Source organism: Candidatus Saccharibacteria bacterium (assembly GCA_016700315.1).
Lineage (GTDB): Bacteria > Patescibacteriota > Saccharimonadia > Saccharimonadales > SZUA-47.
In genome coordinates, this window is record CP065013.1 from 220,079 (window position 1) to 237,537 (window position 17,459).

At 45.5% G+C, this 17,459-nt stretch carries 13 protein-coding genes and 1 other RNA gene; 7 read left to right on the forward strand and 7 right to left on the reverse strand.

Translation table 11 applies throughout. From position 1 onward, the window contains the following. Nucleotides 1–106 precede the first annotated feature (106 nt). On the reverse strand, nucleotides 107–2,077 hold the full coding sequence (gyrB, locus tag IPO96_01015; GenBank protein QQS65123.1) for a DNA topoisomerase (ATP-hydrolyzing) subunit B: 1,971 nt from the start codon (nucleotides 2,075–2,077) through the stop codon (nucleotides 107–109). A gap of 566 nt (nucleotides 2,078–2,643) precedes the next feature. On the opposite strand from gyrB, the gene IPO96_01020 reads away from it, so the two are divergent. Together IPO96_01020 and IPO96_01025 are read left to right on the forward strand one after the other, a co-directional pair. Further along, the gene (locus IPO96_01020; protein ID QQS65124.1) at nucleotides 2,644–4,557 is read left to right on the forward strand and encodes a hypothetical protein; all 1,914 of its coding nucleotides are present in this window, start codon (nucleotides 2,644–2,646) and stop codon (nucleotides 4,555–4,557) included. Between the two features lie 13 nt (nucleotides 4,558–4,570). Further along, nucleotides 4,571–5,125: a hypothetical protein gene (locus IPO96_01025; protein ID QQS65125.1), complete on the forward strand. Its 555-nt coding sequence runs from the start codon at nucleotides 4,571–4,573 to the stop codon at nucleotides 5,123–5,125. A 290-nt stretch (nucleotides 5,126–5,415) separates the two neighbouring features. Here the strand turns inward: IPO96_01025 and IPO96_01030 are convergent, their stop codons facing one another. From IPO96_01030 to IPO96_01050, 5 genes are all read right to left on the reverse strand, one after another. Beyond that, entirely contained in the window at nucleotides 5,416–6,717 is a 1,302-nt protein-coding gene (locus IPO96_01030) for a hypothetical protein (GenBank protein ID QQS65126.1), read from the reverse strand. Between the two features lie 523 nt (nucleotides 6,718–7,240). Further along, nucleotides 7,241–10,087, reverse strand: a complete 2,847-nt coding sequence (locus tag IPO96_01035; GenBank protein ID QQS65127.1) for an ATP-binding protein — start codon at nucleotides 10,085–10,087, stop codon at nucleotides 7,241–7,243. Between the two features lie 31 nt (nucleotides 10,088–10,118). Continuing rightward, the gene (locus IPO96_01040) at nucleotides 10,119–10,508 is read right to left on the reverse strand and encodes a hypothetical protein (protein ID QQS65128.1); all 390 of its coding nucleotides are present in this window, start codon (nucleotides 10,506–10,508) and stop codon (nucleotides 10,119–10,121) included. A gap of 48 nt (nucleotides 10,509–10,556) precedes the next feature. After that, the gene (locus IPO96_01045) at nucleotides 10,557–10,895 is read right to left on the reverse strand and encodes a hypothetical protein (GenBank protein ID QQS65129.1); all 339 of its coding nucleotides are present in this window, start codon (nucleotides 10,893–10,895) and stop codon (nucleotides 10,557–10,559) included. Nucleotides 10,896–11,526: 631 nt separating this feature from the next. Next, nucleotides 11,527–12,282 carry a winged helix-turn-helix domain-containing protein gene (locus tag IPO96_01050; GenBank protein ID QQS65130.1) on the reverse strand — a complete coding sequence of 252 codons (756 nt, stop codon included), beginning with the start codon at nucleotides 12,280–12,282 and terminating at the stop codon, nucleotides 11,527–11,529. A gap of 733 nt (nucleotides 12,283–13,015) precedes the next feature. Here IPO96_01050 and IPO96_01055 point away from each other — a divergent pair. The 5 genes from IPO96_01055 to rnpB all read left to right on the forward strand — a co-directional run bounded on the left by IPO96_01055 (nucleotide 13,016) and on the right by rnpB (nucleotide 16,565). Then, nucleotides 13,016–14,530, forward strand: a complete 1,515-nt coding sequence (locus IPO96_01055; protein ID QQS65131.1) for a YifB family Mg chelatase-like AAA ATPase — start codon at nucleotides 13,016–13,018, stop codon at nucleotides 14,528–14,530. Between the two features lie 542 nt (nucleotides 14,531–15,072). Continuing rightward, the gene (locus IPO96_01060) at nucleotides 15,073–15,570 is read left to right on the forward strand and encodes a translation initiation factor IF-3 (protein QQS65132.1); all 498 of its coding nucleotides are present in this window, start codon (nucleotides 15,073–15,075) and stop codon (nucleotides 15,568–15,570) included. Nucleotides 15,571–15,601: 31 nt separating this feature from the next. After that, a complete protein-coding gene (gene rpmI / locus IPO96_01065; GenBank protein ID QQS65133.1) occupies nucleotides 15,602–15,796 on the forward strand; it encodes a 50S ribosomal protein L35 in 195 nt (64 codons plus the stop codon). Nucleotides 15,797–15,799: 3 nt separating this feature from the next. Beyond that, nucleotides 15,800–16,144, forward strand: a complete 345-nt coding sequence (gene rplT, locus IPO96_01070) for a 50S ribosomal protein L20 (GenBank protein QQS65134.1) — start codon at nucleotides 15,800–15,802, stop codon at nucleotides 16,142–16,144. A gap of 67 nt (nucleotides 16,145–16,211) precedes the next feature. Next, nucleotides 16,212–16,565, forward strand: an RNA gene (rnpB, locus tag IPO96_01075) — RNase P RNA component class A. A 47-nt stretch (nucleotides 16,566–16,612) separates the two neighbouring features. On the opposite strand, the gene IPO96_01080 is transcribed toward rnpB, so the two are convergent. Continuing rightward, the gene (locus IPO96_01080) at nucleotides 16,613–17,428 is read right to left on the reverse strand and encodes a ribonuclease HI family protein (protein ID QQS65135.1); all 816 of its coding nucleotides are present in this window, start codon (nucleotides 17,426–17,428) and stop codon (nucleotides 16,613–16,615) included. Between the last annotated feature and the right edge of the window lie 31 nt (nucleotides 17,429–17,459).

Here is a 17,459-nt window from a genome sequence, read left to right on the forward strand (position 1 = left end):
AAGCTCCTTTCTTTCAGCGAGTCTTGAGTCATGAGCCATGAGTCAAGAGTAAAATTCATTATCGATGAGCCTAGGCCAGTTAATTGTTTTAGTGCATTTAGGCGGCTCATATGTCCAGGTCCTTTACAAACTTAGCATGGCTCTGAATAAAATTCTTGCGCAACTCTACCTCTGTCCCCATAAGTTTATTAAAGATAGCGTCGGCCTTTTCGGCATCCTCCACCTTCACCTGCACAAGCACTCGGTTATCTGGGTCCATAGTAGTCTCCCATAGCTGATCGGCGTCCATTTCACCCAAACCTTTGTAACGCTGCAACGTCACACCAGCCTGCTTAATGCGGTCAGCATCTTTGTCTACCTTTACCCCTTTGGCCTTTCGATCAGCAATCATGTCTTCAAGCATTTGATCGCGCTCTTCATCAGTGTAGGCATAGACTTTTTTCTTGCCGCTACTCAGGGCAAACAGCGGCGGCTGGGCAGCATAGAGATGTCCACCCTCAATAATCGGGTACATATGGCGGAAAAATAGCGTCATTAGCAGTGTTCGAATGTGGCTTCCATCGACGTCGGCGTCTGTCATGATGATTATACGATCGTAGCGAAGACCGCTAACGTCAAACTGTTCACCAATCCCTACGCCAAGTGCCTTTATAAGATTAGTAATCTCGTTGTTAGCTAGCATTTTGTCGAGCCTAGCTCGCTCGACGTTCAGTACCTTACCGCGCAGCGGCAAAATCGCCTGAAACTCACTGTTGCGCCCGTCTTTAGCCGAACCACCGGCCGAGTTACCCTCGACTATAAACAACTCTGCTCGTGATCGATCTTTAGTAGCACAGTCGCTTAGCTTACCGGGTAAACCAGCACCTTCTAGAGCACCCTTGCGGATAATATTGTCGCGGGCCGCCCTTGCCGCTTTACGAGCCCTCGCAGCAAGTAAGCTTTTGCCAACAATCTTCTTAGCAATCGCTGGATGTTCTTCTAGGTAGTAGCCAAACCATTCGGTCATCACCTGCTCAACCTGACCACGAGTTTCCGGGTTGCCCAGCTTGTTCTTAGTTTGTCCCTCGAACTGCGGATCTGGCAGCTTCACTAGTATCACAGCAGTCAAACCTTCACGCGTATCTTCACCAGAGAGGTTTTCTTCCTTCTCCTTAAGTAGGCCGCTCTTTCGAGCATAGTCGTTGATGACTTTAGTTAACGCCGCTCTAAAGCCTGTCAGATGAGTTCCACCGTCCGGGTTATAAACATTGTTAGCAAACGCCTTTACCGTCTCCGTAAAGCTCTCCGTGTACTGTATGGCAATCTCAACCATAGCATTGCCAGCTTCACGCTCCACATAAAAAGCCTCCGGGTCAACTGGTTCCTTACCCTCGTTTAGATGCTTAACGTAGCTCTGAATTCCACCTTCAAAATAGAAACTGTACCTATCGCCAGTTCGCTCGTCTTCGATTGCCGTCTTGATGCCCTTGGTCAGATAAGCCGCATGTCGCAACCTATCCAAAACTGTTTGGTAGTCAATTACTACTGTCTCAAAAATCGTCTCATCAGGATAAAAAGTTATTTGCGTTCCAGTAGCATGATCGCTCTTACCAAGATCTTTTAGCGGCGTCATTGGCACACCGCGCTCATATTCCTGCCTGAACTCTTTGCCGCCTCGCCATACTCGCACGATCAGCTTAGAACTTAAGGCATTTACCACGCTTGAGCCAACACCGTGCAAACCTCCAGAAACCTTATAACCGCCGCCGCCAAACTTACCGCCAGCGTGTAGTACCGTCAGAATCGTCTCCACTGTACTCTTCTTGGTCTTAGGGTGAATATCCGTCGGCATACCTCGTCCGTTGTCGGTTACTGTCACACCCCCGTCAGCCTGCAGAACCACAGAAACATCATCAGCATAACCAGCCAAGGCCTCATCTATAGAGTTGTCGACTATCTCCCATACCAAATGGTGCAACCCCTCTACACCGGTTCCACCGATATACATACCTGGTCGCTTGCGAACAGGCTCTAGCCCCTCTAGCACTTGAATCGAACTGGCATCGTAACTTTGATCTGTCTTGTTTTGTTTTGGCATAAATAATTTGCTCCGCGTTTTCTAGCCCACCGCTAAAACTACACTTACCCTCTCTTTAGTTAATCTAATTATAGGATACAACCCTCAAGCTGGCAATAGACGAGAGACTTTAAGTGCGTACGACTATAGTCGGTATCAAGTATTGTGTATCATGTATGAATTAGACCTTAGACCCTAGACCCTAGACCCTAGACCCTAGACCCTAATCACTCTAACCTCTAACCTATAACCTAATCTTGACTCTTGACTCTTGTCTCTCGGCTCTACCGAAATAGTACGAGGTGCGAGGTAGTTAGTAAGTATCTAGTATTATGTATAAAGTATGAATTTCCCCTCAGTAAACAGTCATCGGTATTTCTCTATCAACCATAAACTATCAACTATAAACTTGCTCCTAGACCCTAGACCCTAGACCCTAATCACTCTAACCTCTAACCTATAACCTCCCCCTAACCCCGCCCCCTACTTATCCACAGTCAAGAACCCCATATAGCTATTGATTGAACACATAATTTAGTGATTTAATACCATTAGCGCTATATTAAAAAATTAAAAACAAAACATATATGTTCAAAAAACTAGTTACAAATCTCCCATTTAACCCTAGCCTATTCGGGCAAGTGGCCTTTTACGCCGGCCGCATGAAAAAAGAAGCCAGTGTGCGAAGGCTAGGCTTTCTGTTTATCGCTCTAGCGATGTTTATTCAACTCTTCGCTGTTATGTCGCCGCCAGAGAAATCTCTAGCTTATTCCGACGACTATATTATTAATGGTCTCACTACTCGCGATACCATCTTAAAAGAATGGGACCGCGCCGGCAGCGATGTCAGCAAGATCTACGGCAAATTCGGTGTTACACGTGCCGACATTGCCAAGCTGCCGCAGTACACCAACACGACAATTCGCAGTAATGATGGTACAGACTACTGGACGATTGGTCGTAATTCGCTTTCTGGCTATAGCAACGTTGCCAAACAATACAAAAATACAGAGGTCACGATTAACGCCGGCGGTAGTACTGTCTACATGCGCCAACTCCGCGCCTGGGACATCCGCAACCCCTACAACACCTACGCAGCGTGGCGTGGCGTCAAGGCTAGCGACGGTTCTACATTCTGGATACTCAAAGATTGCGGTAATTATACACAAGGCAAGCCGACTGCCAAGCCAACCCCTAAAATAGAGATCAAAAAGAGTATAAAAGGTGCACCCGCTTCACTCAAACCCGGCGAAACAATGACTTTCCGCTTCGAGTGGCGCAACCCCGTGCCGGACTCGTTAGCCGAGAATGTCCAGCTTCGAGACGAGCTAGACCTCAAAAACTTTGATGTTCTCAGCCCAACTGGTCTGGATATCAACAAATCCAGCGGCTTACTAACATACAAGATTGGCAACGTCCCATTCTCCGCCAACTATCATGTTTTAGAAATCACCGCTAGACTCAAAAATCCTTTAGCTAACGGCGTGAAGATCTGTAATGTTGCTCGAGCCACAGGTACCGGCATAGACGTCTGGAGCAACACTGTTTGTACAAGCGTCCTCAACCCTTGTGTATTTAATCCCAGTCTCCCCAGCAATTCACCGGAGTGTATTACGCCAGAGCTAGTTTGCAAGCTAACCACTGGCGTCATCAAGAAAGGCACACGTGACGTTTCGCTTACTACAGTTGCCACATCCAGCAATCAAGCACTGACTAAAATCGTTAACTACTCTTACGACTTTGGCGACGGCAGCAAGAAGCAGACTGTTGCATCAAATGCCTATTCCAACACCGTCAACCACACCTACGGAACTGGCGACTTTACGGCCACGGTGACGGTTAATTACACCATTACTGAAGGCGCAAAAACTACAGCCAAATCCTCTAACTGTAGTTCTCCGATTGACTTCGAGGCCGAAAAACCAGTTGGCCAAACCAAGACCGTCAAAAACGTTACCCAGAACCTAGAAGGTCAAAAAGCTCTAGAAAGCAAAGTAAACGCTGGTGACGTCCTCGATTACACCCTAACCACAATCAACTCCAGTGCTTACAACAAAACCGATTACATTGTTTCTGATTACATTGGTGACATCCTGGACTACGCCGATCTAGACCAAGAAGTAATGGCCAAAGAGAAAGCCGTTTACAACAAAGATAACAAGACCATACAATGGCCAAAGGAAGTTTTAGCAGCTCATAGTGAAGTTGTTCATAGCTTCCGAGTCAAAATAAAGAACCCGATTCCGGCCACCAACTCGCCTTCGGCGCTAACTACGAGTTTTGACTGTAAAATCAGTAACAAATACGGTAACGAACTGACTATGAACGTCTCTTGCCCGCTCGTTAAGTCTTTAGAGACACTACCAAATACAGGCCCAGGCGCCAGTCTGATCGCCGGCTTCACCATTATGAGTGTCGTCGGCTACTTCTTTGCCCGCAGCCGCCTACTAGCCAAAGAGTTAGATATTATTAAGCACGACCATGTCGCCATGGGTTACTAAGAAAGGAGAAACCATGTCAGAAAAATTTGTAAGCCACGAACGCCGTGAAATCCACCCTTCTCCCGAACGCCATGAATCGGCAGACAAGAAGTTTGAGAGCTCCCACAATAAGCATGAGGTGAGCCACCAAAAACAACATGAGATGGCCGACACAGCCAAACACGAAGCTCTTCGTGGACAAGAAACACTCAGCAAAATAGCTGAGAAAAAAGCTAACCAGCCTAGCCACGACGTCGCTAGCCGGCAAGTCAAGAAGCTCACATACCAACGGACACTCAAGCGTACCCAAAACCGTTTGCGCTTGCCAGACCGCACCCTCAGCCGTATTATTCACCAGCCAGCAATCGAAAAGGTAAGCGAAATCGCCGCCAAAACCATCGCCCGCCCGTCGGGCATTCTCGGCGGTAGCATACTGGCTTTCGTTGGCACACTCACCGTACTCATGCTAACCAAAAAGTACGGCTATGAATTCAACTATCTCGTCTTCTTCATGATGTTCGTCGGTGGCTTCGCCATCGGCGCCCTTGCCGAAATCACCGCCAAAACTTTCTCTAAAAAAGCCGACTAGTTTCTTCAAATTACATCTCGGCGCTCGGCCCCCTTGGGGCCTAGCTTTACCGCCCTACTTTCTTGTGCTGACAAGAAAGTAGGCAAAGAAGCAGCCCCTGGCTTCAGGCTCTTTATTGTCTCGTAGTCAAAAACGACAATGCTCTGACAACTCAGAAGATTAGTGAATTACACTAATCTTCTTCAAACACGTCACTCACTCTAATTGTCGTTTTGACACTCGTCAATCAGGAGCCTGAAGAAGGGGGTTAGCTTCTAGATACGATTACTATGGCGGCTATACGCTGGTAGTTACATATTAATTACAGTAATGCCCGAGTCGGCCTTTTCGACGCCTACAGCTTCAATTTTTGCTTGAAGCCTGCCGACCATATCCTTATATTCAGCTATTTTATCTTCTTTTTCAAATACTCCTGTTACCCCCAACATAGCCCCTATACCCATACCGAATATACTATTTTGCAATAGACTTTTTAGGTCAATTCTATTATTTACATCCAAGTGTTCAAAGAATGACCTAACAGCAACCGCAACTTCGTCTGAATAGCCTGAATCTCGTTTGGCGGCATCTAGAGAGCTATTAACAAGCGTTCTAAAACTTGTTGCATCGTACGCATACCTATTTTCATAATGTTTTGGTTGTGAAATTCTGTTTTCATCTCCATCACTAAAACTCGTTGATTTTCCTCCAATAATTGGAACTTCGACCGTATTACGCATCACAATAGTGTAAGCCATATGCCAATACTTATAGGCAAAGGATTTGACATCTATATCACGCTTACCGTCAACTTGTGTTACGGCGGGCTCGATACTAATTCCGGCTGCCTCCATAGCAAACCGAAAGGCCTTACCATGCGGCTCCCGTTCCCATCCATTAGCTGACTCATCTTCACCTTGGGTGGGTACAAACATATAATCGTGCAGGTCTTCACTTTTTCGGAAATAATGCCGCATACCATTTAGTAGTCTAACTGCACTATCGATGGATATTGTTGGCCTATCTCCAAGTAGTTCAACCTCAAGCATTCCCATCTCGTCCAGCTCGATAGGATGCATAGTACGATCAGTCAGTAAATCAGGCTGCCACGAAGGTAAGGATCCTTCTGGCATTAATGAAAAGTGATGCTCAACTCCTTCGAGATCTTTCACTGCTTGCTCAGTTGCTGTGTGGCCTTGAAAAAGAAAGGAATTATAGCTTGCATCGTCGAAAGGATGCCTAGTAACTACCTGAACCCGATCAGCCCTCAAAGTGTAATCTTTATAACTACCACCTGCTACCCTATCCACATTTGGTCTTATTCCCCCCTGAACAGTCGTTGTCGCACCCCAAGAATCATTACCACCATTAACTTTTTCAACAACTTCATATTGCCCTGCAAGAGCATTATCTAGTTTATGGTTTAGCTCGAATTGCAAGCTAGACACCCACCTGTCGCCATTTGTTAACTCGACTCCCCAAGCCCTTACCTGATCACCATACTTATCGTCTACATATCCCTGAGCAATATCAGCATACCTACCTGCCCTAATTGCCATATCAACACCTGACTCACCTACTGGAACATTTAATCTCTCTCTCAGTTCTCGCATATTTTTTCTCCTTTGACAGACAATATACACCATTCCATAAGGATAAACAAAAGCACTATTCTACATCTTCACATCAACTAACTATCACCCAGCATGAGCATTTTTAACTCACTGACCCCTACAAAAAATGTCGACATTTTTTGCACACGTATTCAATTTATGTTGCATTTACCTGCAAAAAATATAATTGGTTTAAACCGTTAACATGCTGAAAAAGCATATTAACCACTATGAGAAGCTATTACCCCTTCTGAGAACTCATGAGGAATTGAATGCCAAAAACACAATTAGAGCGAGTGACGTGTTTGAAGCCAATGTATTCATTGGCAAGTTGTCAGAGCATTGTGTCTTTTGGCAATGAAAGCTTCAAGAGTTCGAAGCTGGGGCTGCTTCTTTGCCTACTTTCTTGTCAGTACAAGAAAGTAGGGCGGTAAAGCTAGGCCCCAAGAGGGCCGAGCGCCGAAACAGGGAGTTAGATACTAGAAGTTTTTCTTTGCTCCTGGCTCATAACTCTTGGCTCTACTTATCGTTCAATTCGGAGCGTTGTTGGGTCTTCATTCTGCGCTTGTGGTTGTTCGGCAACGATCTTCTCAACCGGCTCTTCGACCTTCTCTAGCTGCTCCAAAACAGACGGCTGATGGCTGTTAGCCGATGGCTGAGGACTGCTGGCTGTTAGCTGCTGGCCAGTGGCCGTCAGCTGCTGGCTGTTTTGGCTGGTGGCCGGTGCCTGTTGGCCGTTAGCTAGCGGCTGTTGGTTGTTGGCCGTTGGCTGTGCTGGCTTCTTACCGAACCCAGTCTGCGGAGGCGTAAAGGGTTGCTGCCGTTTAGCCAACCAATCATCAAGGAAAGAACCTCCCGGTTTTGGCGCTGCTGGTCTAGCAGGCGCTGGCCCAGCCGCCCCCAAAGGTCCGCCTACCGGCTTTTCAGGGGCCTTAAGACGCTCAAATATCTCTTCCTCTACAATTCCGCGTGGACGGCCATATTTAGCGTAGGAGAGCTGTTTAAGCGCGTCACCGAGTTTCTTGTTTGGCGTTCCGAGCTGTGGCAGCGCTGCCATACTAAACGGCATACTAGGCACACCCCTTATCAGCATTCTAACAATGGCATTGTAGTTTGGCGTCCGCTGTAAGTCGTTAATATCAAAGACTGGCGCAAAATACTTAGCCAAAAACTCCGCATCGTTTGTACCGACACGGAAAGAAGTTATAGTACCAATGTTACCAAACACGGCGTCTCGGATTTCTTCGCTTAGCTGTGTGGTAAACTGGTTAGCCACAATTAGGCTCAAGCGGTACTTCCTAGCTTCACTCAAGATAGTCGCAAATGAATCTGTCGAGAAGTTTTGGAACTCATCAACGTAAAGACTGAAATCAATACGATCACTCTCGTCAATATTGGCCCTGCTCATAGCTGCTGCCTGGAACTTCATCACAAAAATCATTCCCAAAAGCTTACTGTTAAGGTCCCCCGTCCTACCCTTACTCAGATTTACCAGCAAAATCTTTTTACTGTCCATCACCTCTCTTAAGTCAAATGAGCTCTTCACCTGACCGATAATATTACGCATCATCTCGTTACTTAAGAAGGCTCCAAACTTACTCACAACCCAGCTTGTAACCTCGCCGGATTCATTAGATCTCTGGGCATTTGGCCATTCCTTAGTCCAAAAGTCGAGTACTGTCTGATCTTTTGTATATTGAAGCTTTTCGCGCATAAAATCAGAATCGACCAGAAGCTTGGGAATATCGATAAATGTCCCTCCCTTAGGATCGCTCATCAGTAGCAGTGAACACATCCTAAATATATGCTCAAATCTAGGCCCCATGAAACCCTGTCGGTTCGGATCGTACAGCTTATACAAAATATTGATTGCTTCTTGGATCAAAAAGTCCTTTTGATCTGAGCTAGTGTATTCGAACAAATTCAACCCTAAAGGGAAATCCATCTCCGCCGGACTAAAGTAAATCACATCTTCAGTTCTCTCTTTTGGTACCATGGCTAGTAGCCGTTCGGCCGTATCACCATGTGGATCAATAAAGGCAAATCCGTCGCCGTTGAGCATATCTTGAAGAGCCAAGTTTTCCAGAAAAGTCGACTTACCTGTACCAGTTTGTCCAACAGCATAAAGGTGACGGCGACGATCCTCTGGGTCTAAAACGATTCTCTTCTTTGCACCTCGGAATATGTTATAGCCTAATACCAATCCTTGATCACTCATAGTACGCGGGCCGTCGACCTGCTTACTATCTTGGCGCTGAAGCTGTGTAGTCGGCATATTATTCTGATCTGGGAAATGGAACAGTGTAGCCAATTCAACTGAGTTCAGGATATTCTTGTTATTCTCTGGCGGGAAAAACCTCATGATATAGGCCGTCACAAAACTATCAATATCTTTAGCTGGTGAATACTTAAAACCGTTCTTACCCTGAGCGTTAAACAGAGCAAAAGAAGCCACTATGCTATTGATGATTGAATGAGCCTTAGAAGAAATATTTGAAGACGCCACTACCCGCACCAACACCTCATAGCCTGGATGTTTGGCTTTTTCTTCCATCGACTCTGCCAACCCAACATCAACTGCCGAGCCCTCTTCTTTTTTGCCTCCTCCATCGCCGCTCTTGTCCTCAGGTGGCTTCCAGGCAGCAGAGAACAGCTGCTTGACCCACCAAAAGGCTAGTTCCCCACCTGTCTTTTTCTTATTCCCTTTACGTTTCTTACCGGCCTCTGCAACTGTCGTTTTGCGCCAACCCTCGTGTGCTGGCCTAATCAGAATCTGTATGCCAGCACCGTCCTCCTTATCAAGGCTAGATAAGGAGTTTAGTATCGAACCCATCGCATCGCGCTTGATCTCGTTGTAGGTAGCGATAGGGTATGCAAACTGTTCTTTTAAGGTCAGCTCTCCCCCCATCGTGCCGGTAATCTTACCTACTGGGCTAAAGATATTGTGCTCTTCGACTTCTTCGATCCTAGCAGAAGGATAGGCACTAACAATTGCCTGGTGAACTGTATCTGCCAAAACAACAGGAACAGCAGTATAAAAATGCACGAAACCTTTAATGCCGACTATCTCAAATGAAAAATGACGTTGTCCATATATTTTACTCTTAAACCCTTTAGTGGCAGTAGCTGAGATAATCTCATAAAGTATCTCGGCCTTACTTATCGCTTCATTAGTTACGTCCCTTATATCTCTTGAGCCGACTTCCGTGTCTTCACTTAGAGGTGGTAAATGAATTATGAAAGTTACCATCTTGAGCCCACGCTCAAAATTTTTACTTTCTCTGGCAGTCTTGCGCATTCTAAAGGCTATAGCCAAGCCAACACCGCAAAGTGCTACCAAAAGTCCAAAAACAATAATTGCCCAGCTCACTTCTTATTTATTCCTTTGACTCTTGTCCTATTCAGGAAGTAGCCTTCGATTTTATAGTCCTATTATAGCGTTTTTTAATGTAATCCGCTCGTACTTTATTGAGCTCATTAGTCTGAGCGTGTGGGTTGCCTATGGTCTGAGCTACTACCTTTTTAGCTCGAGCAACCCATTCGTGCTCAATCAGGTCAACGTCTTCCGCTGCTAAATCATCATCGCTAGGTGCCGCTACTGTTGAGGAGGCCATGGTTACGACATCATCAACCGCGCTACTGCCAGGTATCAAGACTGGACTTGCAGCTGAAGTTGTTGGACCAACGGGTGTAAGTTCGGGCACTCTTAAATCGCTCTCACCTCTGATCTCAGCACCAGTTACTTCTGGGCTAGATTCAAGTATTTCTGGCAGTATTTCTTTATTATCCATACAAACTTTATTCTATCACTTAACTGATTGAAATGACACCGTTTCGAACTATTTTTTTAACCTTCTAAAGTAGAAGACTAGTACCGATACGAATATTACCAACAAGAAGCCTGTGCCAAAATTAAGCTGCCCTAGAGATGACATCACGACTAGTAGACTCATCGAAAGCCCTGACGTAAAAGCAAAGAAAATGTGTATTTCGGGTCCAAACTTTCCATATGCCAACTTAAAAGATAAGATATAAGCAACCAAGCCGACGATAATGCCTATCAATATCACCGGTACTGTAAGCAGGATTATTGGCGAGTTCTCTGGGCTGGTATTCAGTACTAAACCAGTTAAGAGCGCCACCAAGACCAACAGCAATAAGCCTATTTTTTTATGCATATAGCTTAGTTTATATTAAATAACCGCCTTTAGTGAAGGCGGTTATTTAATTAGTTTTTTAAAAGGAGACCTGAGTAGCCGTGGAAGTAAATGCACTGGACTAAATTGTTAAAACTATTGCAGCGCTTACTTCCCTCGGCTTTGACTGACCGCTTCATAAACTTTGAGAGTTTACGAGGCGTTATATTCAGCTAATTTTGCTTGTTTTTGTTTTAGCTGAATAACTGTATATTATAGGATCGTGTTAATAATGTCAATAGCTAGTGTCATTTAATTATAGTAGTTATTATAACAACATTACAGATTATAAATAACGACGCGTATATATTTTTACCTGTTAATATTGTTGTTATAATTATTACGTTAATTGTAGGTGATTCCGGGTGTACTATCGGGCTTTAGCAGACTAATCAGGAGCACTTTCATAAACATTAAAATACTAAAATACTACAATTTTTTTGTATAAATTTTTGTGCTTTTGCTAAGATTTTTAATACCATAAGCCAACATTTTTAGTATCAAAACGTAGAAAAAACCAGCACTTATTAATTGGTACTTGGTGGTAATTTAAAATGATTTTCAAACTTAATTAGCGTATTCGAACAAACAAAATATCATCTACCCACCTTGACTAATTTTGGTAAAATCTTCGGCTAGCCGCCCAGCCCTCTGCTCTGACACGGCCCTGTTTAACAAGAACTTGGATATAATGTGACACCAACCCCGGACTTAAGTTTAGCTTTCTAGCAATCCGTGGCACTTGGCTTCCAGAGTTTGACTTAATATACTCCTCGATTTTAGTTAAATTATTGATCATGCGTTTTTTTCTTGCCTGTACACCTAATTGAGATAGCTCGACTGACCGTAGGCTTGTATAGTACCTAGCTGCTATTGCTAACTCCTCTTCGGTAAGCGCGGCCACAGCGGAAGGTAAGCCATTAGTGTCATCAGATGGGCTCTGTACAGCTTGGGGTTGTTTTGGCTCCTCCCGTATCTCAGGGGTTTGGTTGGCCATAGTCGGTGAATTTTCTTCTATTTTTTGTGGCAGTGGTGATGGGGGCAACACTGAGCTAGGGTTTTCTACTACATCGTTAGGATCGAACTGTTCACCAATCGGCTGCTGTATACTGACATCAGGGTTCGGTACAGGAAGCGTTTCTACCAACGTCTCAGTTGTTATGCTTGGTTTGGGCATATCGACAGGCTGATCCACAACTATTGGGGCATCGCTTTTGGCTTGGTCTGGGATAGTCGGTTCTGACAACTGCGGTTCAATTTGCTCAACATCGCTACCTACTATTCCAGTGGCGGCAGCTTCAGGTTGCAGCGGATCTGCTCCGCCAGCACCATCATCATTACTGCCAGCATCATTATTTTCATTATTCATTTGGTTAAATTGTACTACCCTTTACCATTTTTGTATGCTATTTATACGGTTTATAAACACAAATACTGTTGTTATTTTTTGGCTATCTCTAGCCTAAGAACAGTTTAATAATAAAGGCTGTTATTTTTACACAGCTATTTATAAAAAACTTGTTGACAATAGTGTTTAAGCTTACTAATATAAGGTTAGCACTTGAATAAAAAAAGTGCTCAAAAACAAAAACGACCCCCTATAACAACCGTTTCTCGCAAGCGGTTGTTCCATAAGAAAACAAGACAAAAACTACAATCAAAATAAGGATCCGGCTACCACGAATACGCCGGATCCTTTAAATTTACGGACACCCAACTTGCCCGCCAATCAGCGCGCTACAAGCATCGAGTATCAAGTATGAATACACAGATAGTAGTAAGTAGTTAGTAGTAAGTAGCAAGCGTAAAATTCTAAATTCTAAACTCTAAACGAAGTAAGTATCACGTATTACGTATCATGTATAAAGTATGAATTTCCCCTCAGTAAACAGTCATCAGTAAACAGTTATCAGTATTCTTCCGTAAACCATAAACTATCAACTATCAACTATCAACTCGTCCCTAGTCCCTAGTCCCTAGTCCCTAGCCCGTAGCCCTAATCACTCTAACCTCTAACCTAACCGCTGCTCATCTCCTTGCTCCCATCAATCCCCTGTGATATTATTCAACCAAAATAAGGGGTGGCTAAGGAGTAAATCATCTTGCCTGCCACCAAAATTCTCTCTGTTCAAGACAACGGCCTTACCGGGGCACTTATTGAAATAGAGTGTCAGCTAAGTAACAGCTTGCCCAACGTAGTTATAGTAGGGCTAGCAGGTAAAAGCTTAGACGAGGCTAAAGAGAGGCTTAGAAGCGCCTGCACCTCTAGTGGCACGCCCCTACCAAAGAAAAGGATTATCCTAAACCTCGCTCCGGCAGACCTTCCAAAAGAAGGCAGTAGCTTTGACCTTAGTCTTGCTGCCAGTATTTACGTCTCGAGTGGCCAAGCAAGACTACCAGAAGAAGCTGCTGTTTACATCGGTGAACTAGGCTTAGATGGTACTATACGGCCAGTCCGTGGAATACTAGGTAAACTCCTTGCCGCTCACGAAAAAGGCATTGAAAAAGCCTACATTCCAGCCGGCAACCTGCCCCAAGCCAGACTTATCAAAGGCCTTAGGGTCATCCCGTTACAAAAACTCAAAGACCTCTATGACATTCTCAACAATCCTGATAGCGAACCGCTAGTTGTAACTGACGGTAAGTTGCCTGCGCCTACTGATTCGAACTCCTCTCTGTTAGACGACATTGTCGGCCAAGAGCGAGCCAAACGCGCCATGCTAATCGCCGCCGCCGGCCACCATAATATCTTGCTCAACGGTCCACCGGGGGTTGGCAAAAGCATGTTGGCCAAAGCCATGGCTACTCTGCTGCCACCATTGTCAAACGAAGAAAGCATTGTTGTTACACACCTTCACTCTCTCGCAGAAAATAATTATGATTCAATAGTCGTTAACCGCCCGGTTCGCGCCCCCCACCATACAGCCAGCGCTACAGCTGTCGTAGGTGGTGGTCAAAACCCGCGCCCCGGAGAAATAAGCTTATCTCACGGCGGCATACTGTTTTTGGACGAGCTGCCCGAATTCCACCGCGATATTATCGAGTCGCTTCGCCAGCCGTTAGAGGACAAAACTATTCGCGTTTCTAGGGCCAAAACCAGTGTTCTATACCCAGCTAATTTTATTCTTGTTGCTACGCGCAATCCCTGCCCCTGCGGCTACTTGAACAGCAGCAAACCTTGCACTTGTACCCCTTATCAGATCATTCAATATGAAAAGAAATTGAGTGGCCCAATCCTTGACCGTATCGACCTGCATGTTCAGGTAGACTCAATCGACAACTCCAAGCTGCTAGAAGGTGCTCCCAAAACATCAAATTCCAAGAACTTTGCTGCTAGCGTTGCGGTATGCGCTCAAGTTCAGGCTGAACGCTTTGGCAAGCTAGGCGTCTTCAACAGCGACATGAGTAACGCCCAGGTCAAAAAACACGTCAACCTAGAGCCAGCCGCCAAAGAATTGCTCGACGCCGCCGCTGACAGACTAAACATCTCAGCTCGCGTCTATATGCGCACGCTCAAGGTCGCCCGGACCATCGCCGATCTTGACGGCTCAGACACAACCTTACCCGCCCACATCAGCGAAGCCCTCCAATACCGCCCCATCACCACAAACTTCTAACCTCAGACTGCCCGGGTTGTGCAATGAAATCCTTAGCGTTAGACGTATAAGGTACGGCAAGTATAGGCTATGTGTTATCGGCTAAGGGTTATAAGGGTAAAGATAAGAAAGGGTGTGTCTAGTACGCAGTACAGAGTTTTGCTAGTGGCCGGCCTCTAGCAGTCTATATACCTATTAATATGCCCGTTGGCATATTAACTACCATGAGAAGCTGAGTCCCGCTTTCCTTCCTTGCTGACTAGATGTTGTAGGTAATGACGATGATTTGTCATTGCTACAATTCAGATAGGTCAAGAAGGAACGAGTACGGGTCGTTTCTTTGCCTACTTTCTTATTGACATAAGAAAGTAGGGCGGCAAAGCTAGGGCTGATAGGCCAAGCGCCGAAATGGAATTAGAGAAGCTAATAAACCTTAAGAAATTTGCCCCCAAACTGTTGCACCCCAAATCCATCTCTGTTATAATAACTATCAATAAATATGACGCGAGGACAGAACAATTAACAAATACACCCGCATAAACGAGGCGATTCGCGCGCCACTTTTGCGTGTCATAAGTGAAGACGGAAGTCAGCTTGGCGTTCTTAGTCGCCGCGAGGCGATAGATGCCGCAAAAGCTGCCGAGCTGGATCTTGTAGAGGTTTCGCCAAATGCCAACCCCCCTGTTTGTAAAATTGTCGATTGGGGCAAATACAACTACCAGCAAACCAAACAAGCTCAAAAAAACAAGCGCACTGCCAAAACAAGCGAGATCAAGCAGATGCGTTTTGGCCTGAAGATTAGCGACCACGACCTAGGTGTCAAAGCTCGCAAAATCCAGGAGTTCCTTGACGAAGGTAACAAGGTCAAGATCATGGTCGTTTACCGTGGTCGGGAGCTAGCGCATCGAGACATAGGCTTCAAGCTAGCCGACAAAATAGTTGCTCTGTTCGGAGAAAAAATCAGCGTTGATCAAACTCCACAGTTCGCAGGAAAACAGCTAAGCTTCCAGATTCGACCCAGCCAAAACTACAAACCAAAACCACAAGACACAGAATCTTAATAAATTTCATATCATTTCAGAAAGGATATATATGCCCAAACTAAAGACCCACAGCGGAACCAAAGACCGTGTTCGAATTACCAAGAACGGTAAGGTCTTGCGCCGCAAAGCGAGCGGCAATCACTTGCTGAGCAAGAAAAGTGAACGACGTAAGCGAACATTTGCCGGAGTAACTGAAGTTACAGGTAAAACTGCACGCAACATGAAAAGAAAACTAGGAGTTTAATAAATGAGAGTAAAAAGAGGCGTTACGGCCAGAGCCCGCCACAATAAGATCAGAAAAGCTACCAAGGGCTTTACCAAGTCAAACCGCTCAAGCGTCAGACGTGGTAAGCAAGCCATCGTCAAAGCCCTAGAGAACGCACATCGCGACCGCCGAGAACGCAAACGAACGTTCAGACAATTATGGAATGCTCGTATTAATGCTGCTGCCCGTCTAAACGGCACCACTTACAGCGTACTGATGAACGGCATCAAGAAAAATCAACTTGGCCTAGACCGCAAAGTCTTGGCAGAGCTTGCAGTTAATGAGCCAAAGGCTTTTGCCGAAGTTGTTAAAGCTGCCAGCAAATAAGTTCACTTTTTTAGGAACACTAAAAACCACCGATAAACTTCGGTGGTTTTTTGCTATAATACAGAGGTGAGCTATTCGGCTGACCGCCCATACGGGAGGAAAGTCCGGGCAGCGCAGAGAACGACAGTTGTTAACGGCAACCAAGAGTAATCTTAGGGAAAGTGCCACAGAAACGACACAGCCTAACGCCCTAAAGGCGCGGCAATGGTGAAACGAGTGGGGTAAGAGCCCACAGTCTCTCGTGGTGACACGGGAGAGAGGTAAACCCTGTCGGCTGCAAGGTAGTATCATCTAGCAGGCTTCTCGCCATGATGGTACGTTCAATAATCCGCGACGAGCCGCATGGCAACATGCGGACAAGATAGATGGCCAGCCCCGCCTAACGGCGGGACAGAACCCGGCTTATAGAATAGCTCACACCTTTTACTATTTGCCCTAAACAATTAAGGCACTTTGCCAAAATTCGCACTAGCTTTCTTCTGCGTCTAAAGCCTTATTTACCTCAGCATCGGCCTCTTTGTTCAACTCCCTAGGTACATGAGAAAATGAAATTTTTTGGAACTGTTCTGTTAACTGCTTGATTGATTCGTGTATCGGCCACAGATCACGATTTCGAACCTTGAAGATACCCTTCATTTGGTTAACCACGAGTAGCGAATCCATCCGCACATCGACTTCCCTGACGTGGTTACTTAAGCACCACTCCAAACCAATCTTCAGAGCCTGGTACTCCGCCTGGTTGTTGGTGGTAATCCCAAGATACTTAGAACCGCTGGCAATAGGCTTTTTTGCTTCATCAAATACCGCCCAGCCCGACGCCGAAGGACCAGGGTTTCCCCTAGAACCGCCATCGGCGTAAAGCATAACTTTGCCTGGCACCTTGCTGGTTTTGTCGCCGGCAGGTTCGTTATAAACAACCTCATAGTAAGGCTCGGGGCTTTCATACGGCGTATAGTCAAAAGTAACTAACTTCACTGGCAAGTCAACTTGCTGGTCGTCGTTATAACTTTGTCGGTACACCGCCAACAGATCAGCAGCATCCTCAAAGTCGCCATTCGGTACCTCGCCACGCTTCAGCTGACCAAGGCTATATATATCCGTCGCAGTGATCTGCCCTTGTCCTAAAATCAGCCACTGCGCTGGGTTGGTAGCACTTGTTTTGTCTACCACCCGAAATTCATCTCCCGCTCTTAGATCTTTGTCGTCGATTAAGCGTAAAGTGTAATTATTCGGGCCTGCCACCAGCCTAAGAGCCCTACCGTGATCAAATTTTAGTTGTTTCATTATTATATATTGTAGCGACAAACTCGCCTTA

Excerpts from the sequence above, each read along its gene's own strand:
- gyrB (QQS65123.1), bottom strand. The coding sequence starts at position 2,077 with ATGCCAAAACAAAACAAGACAGATCAAAGTTACGATGCCAGTTCGATT.
- IPO96_01020 (QQS65124.1), top strand. The coding sequence starts at position 2,644 with ATGTTCAAAAAACTAGTTACAAATCTCCCATTTAACCCTAGCCTATTC.
- IPO96_01025 (QQS65125.1), top strand. The coding sequence starts at position 4,571 with ATGTCAGAAAAATTTGTAAGCCACGAACGCCGTGAAATCCACCCTTCT.
- IPO96_01030 (QQS65126.1), bottom strand. The coding sequence starts at position 6,717 with ATGCGAGAACTGAGAGAGAGATTAAATGTTCCAGTAGGTGAGTCAGGT.
- IPO96_01040 (QQS65128.1), bottom strand. The coding sequence starts at position 10,508 with ATGGATAATAAAGAAATACTGCCAGAAATACTTGAATCTAGCCCAGAA.
- IPO96_01045 (QQS65129.1), bottom strand. The coding sequence starts at position 10,895 with ATGCATAAAAAAATAGGCTTATTGCTGTTGGTCTTGGTGGCGCTCTTA.
- IPO96_01050 (QQS65130.1), bottom strand. The coding sequence starts at position 12,282 with ATGAATAATGAAAATAATGATGCTGGCAGTAATGATGATGGTGCTGGC.
- rpmI (QQS65133.1), top strand. The coding sequence starts at position 15,602 with ATGCCCAAACTAAAGACCCACAGCGGAACCAAAGACCGTGTTCGAATT.
- rplT (QQS65134.1), top strand. The coding sequence starts at position 15,800 with ATGAGAGTAAAAAGAGGCGTTACGGCCAGAGCCCGCCACAATAAGATC.
- IPO96_01080 (QQS65135.1), bottom strand. The coding sequence starts at position 17,428 with ATGAAACAACTAAAATTTGATCACGGTAGGGCTCTTAGGCTGGTGGCA.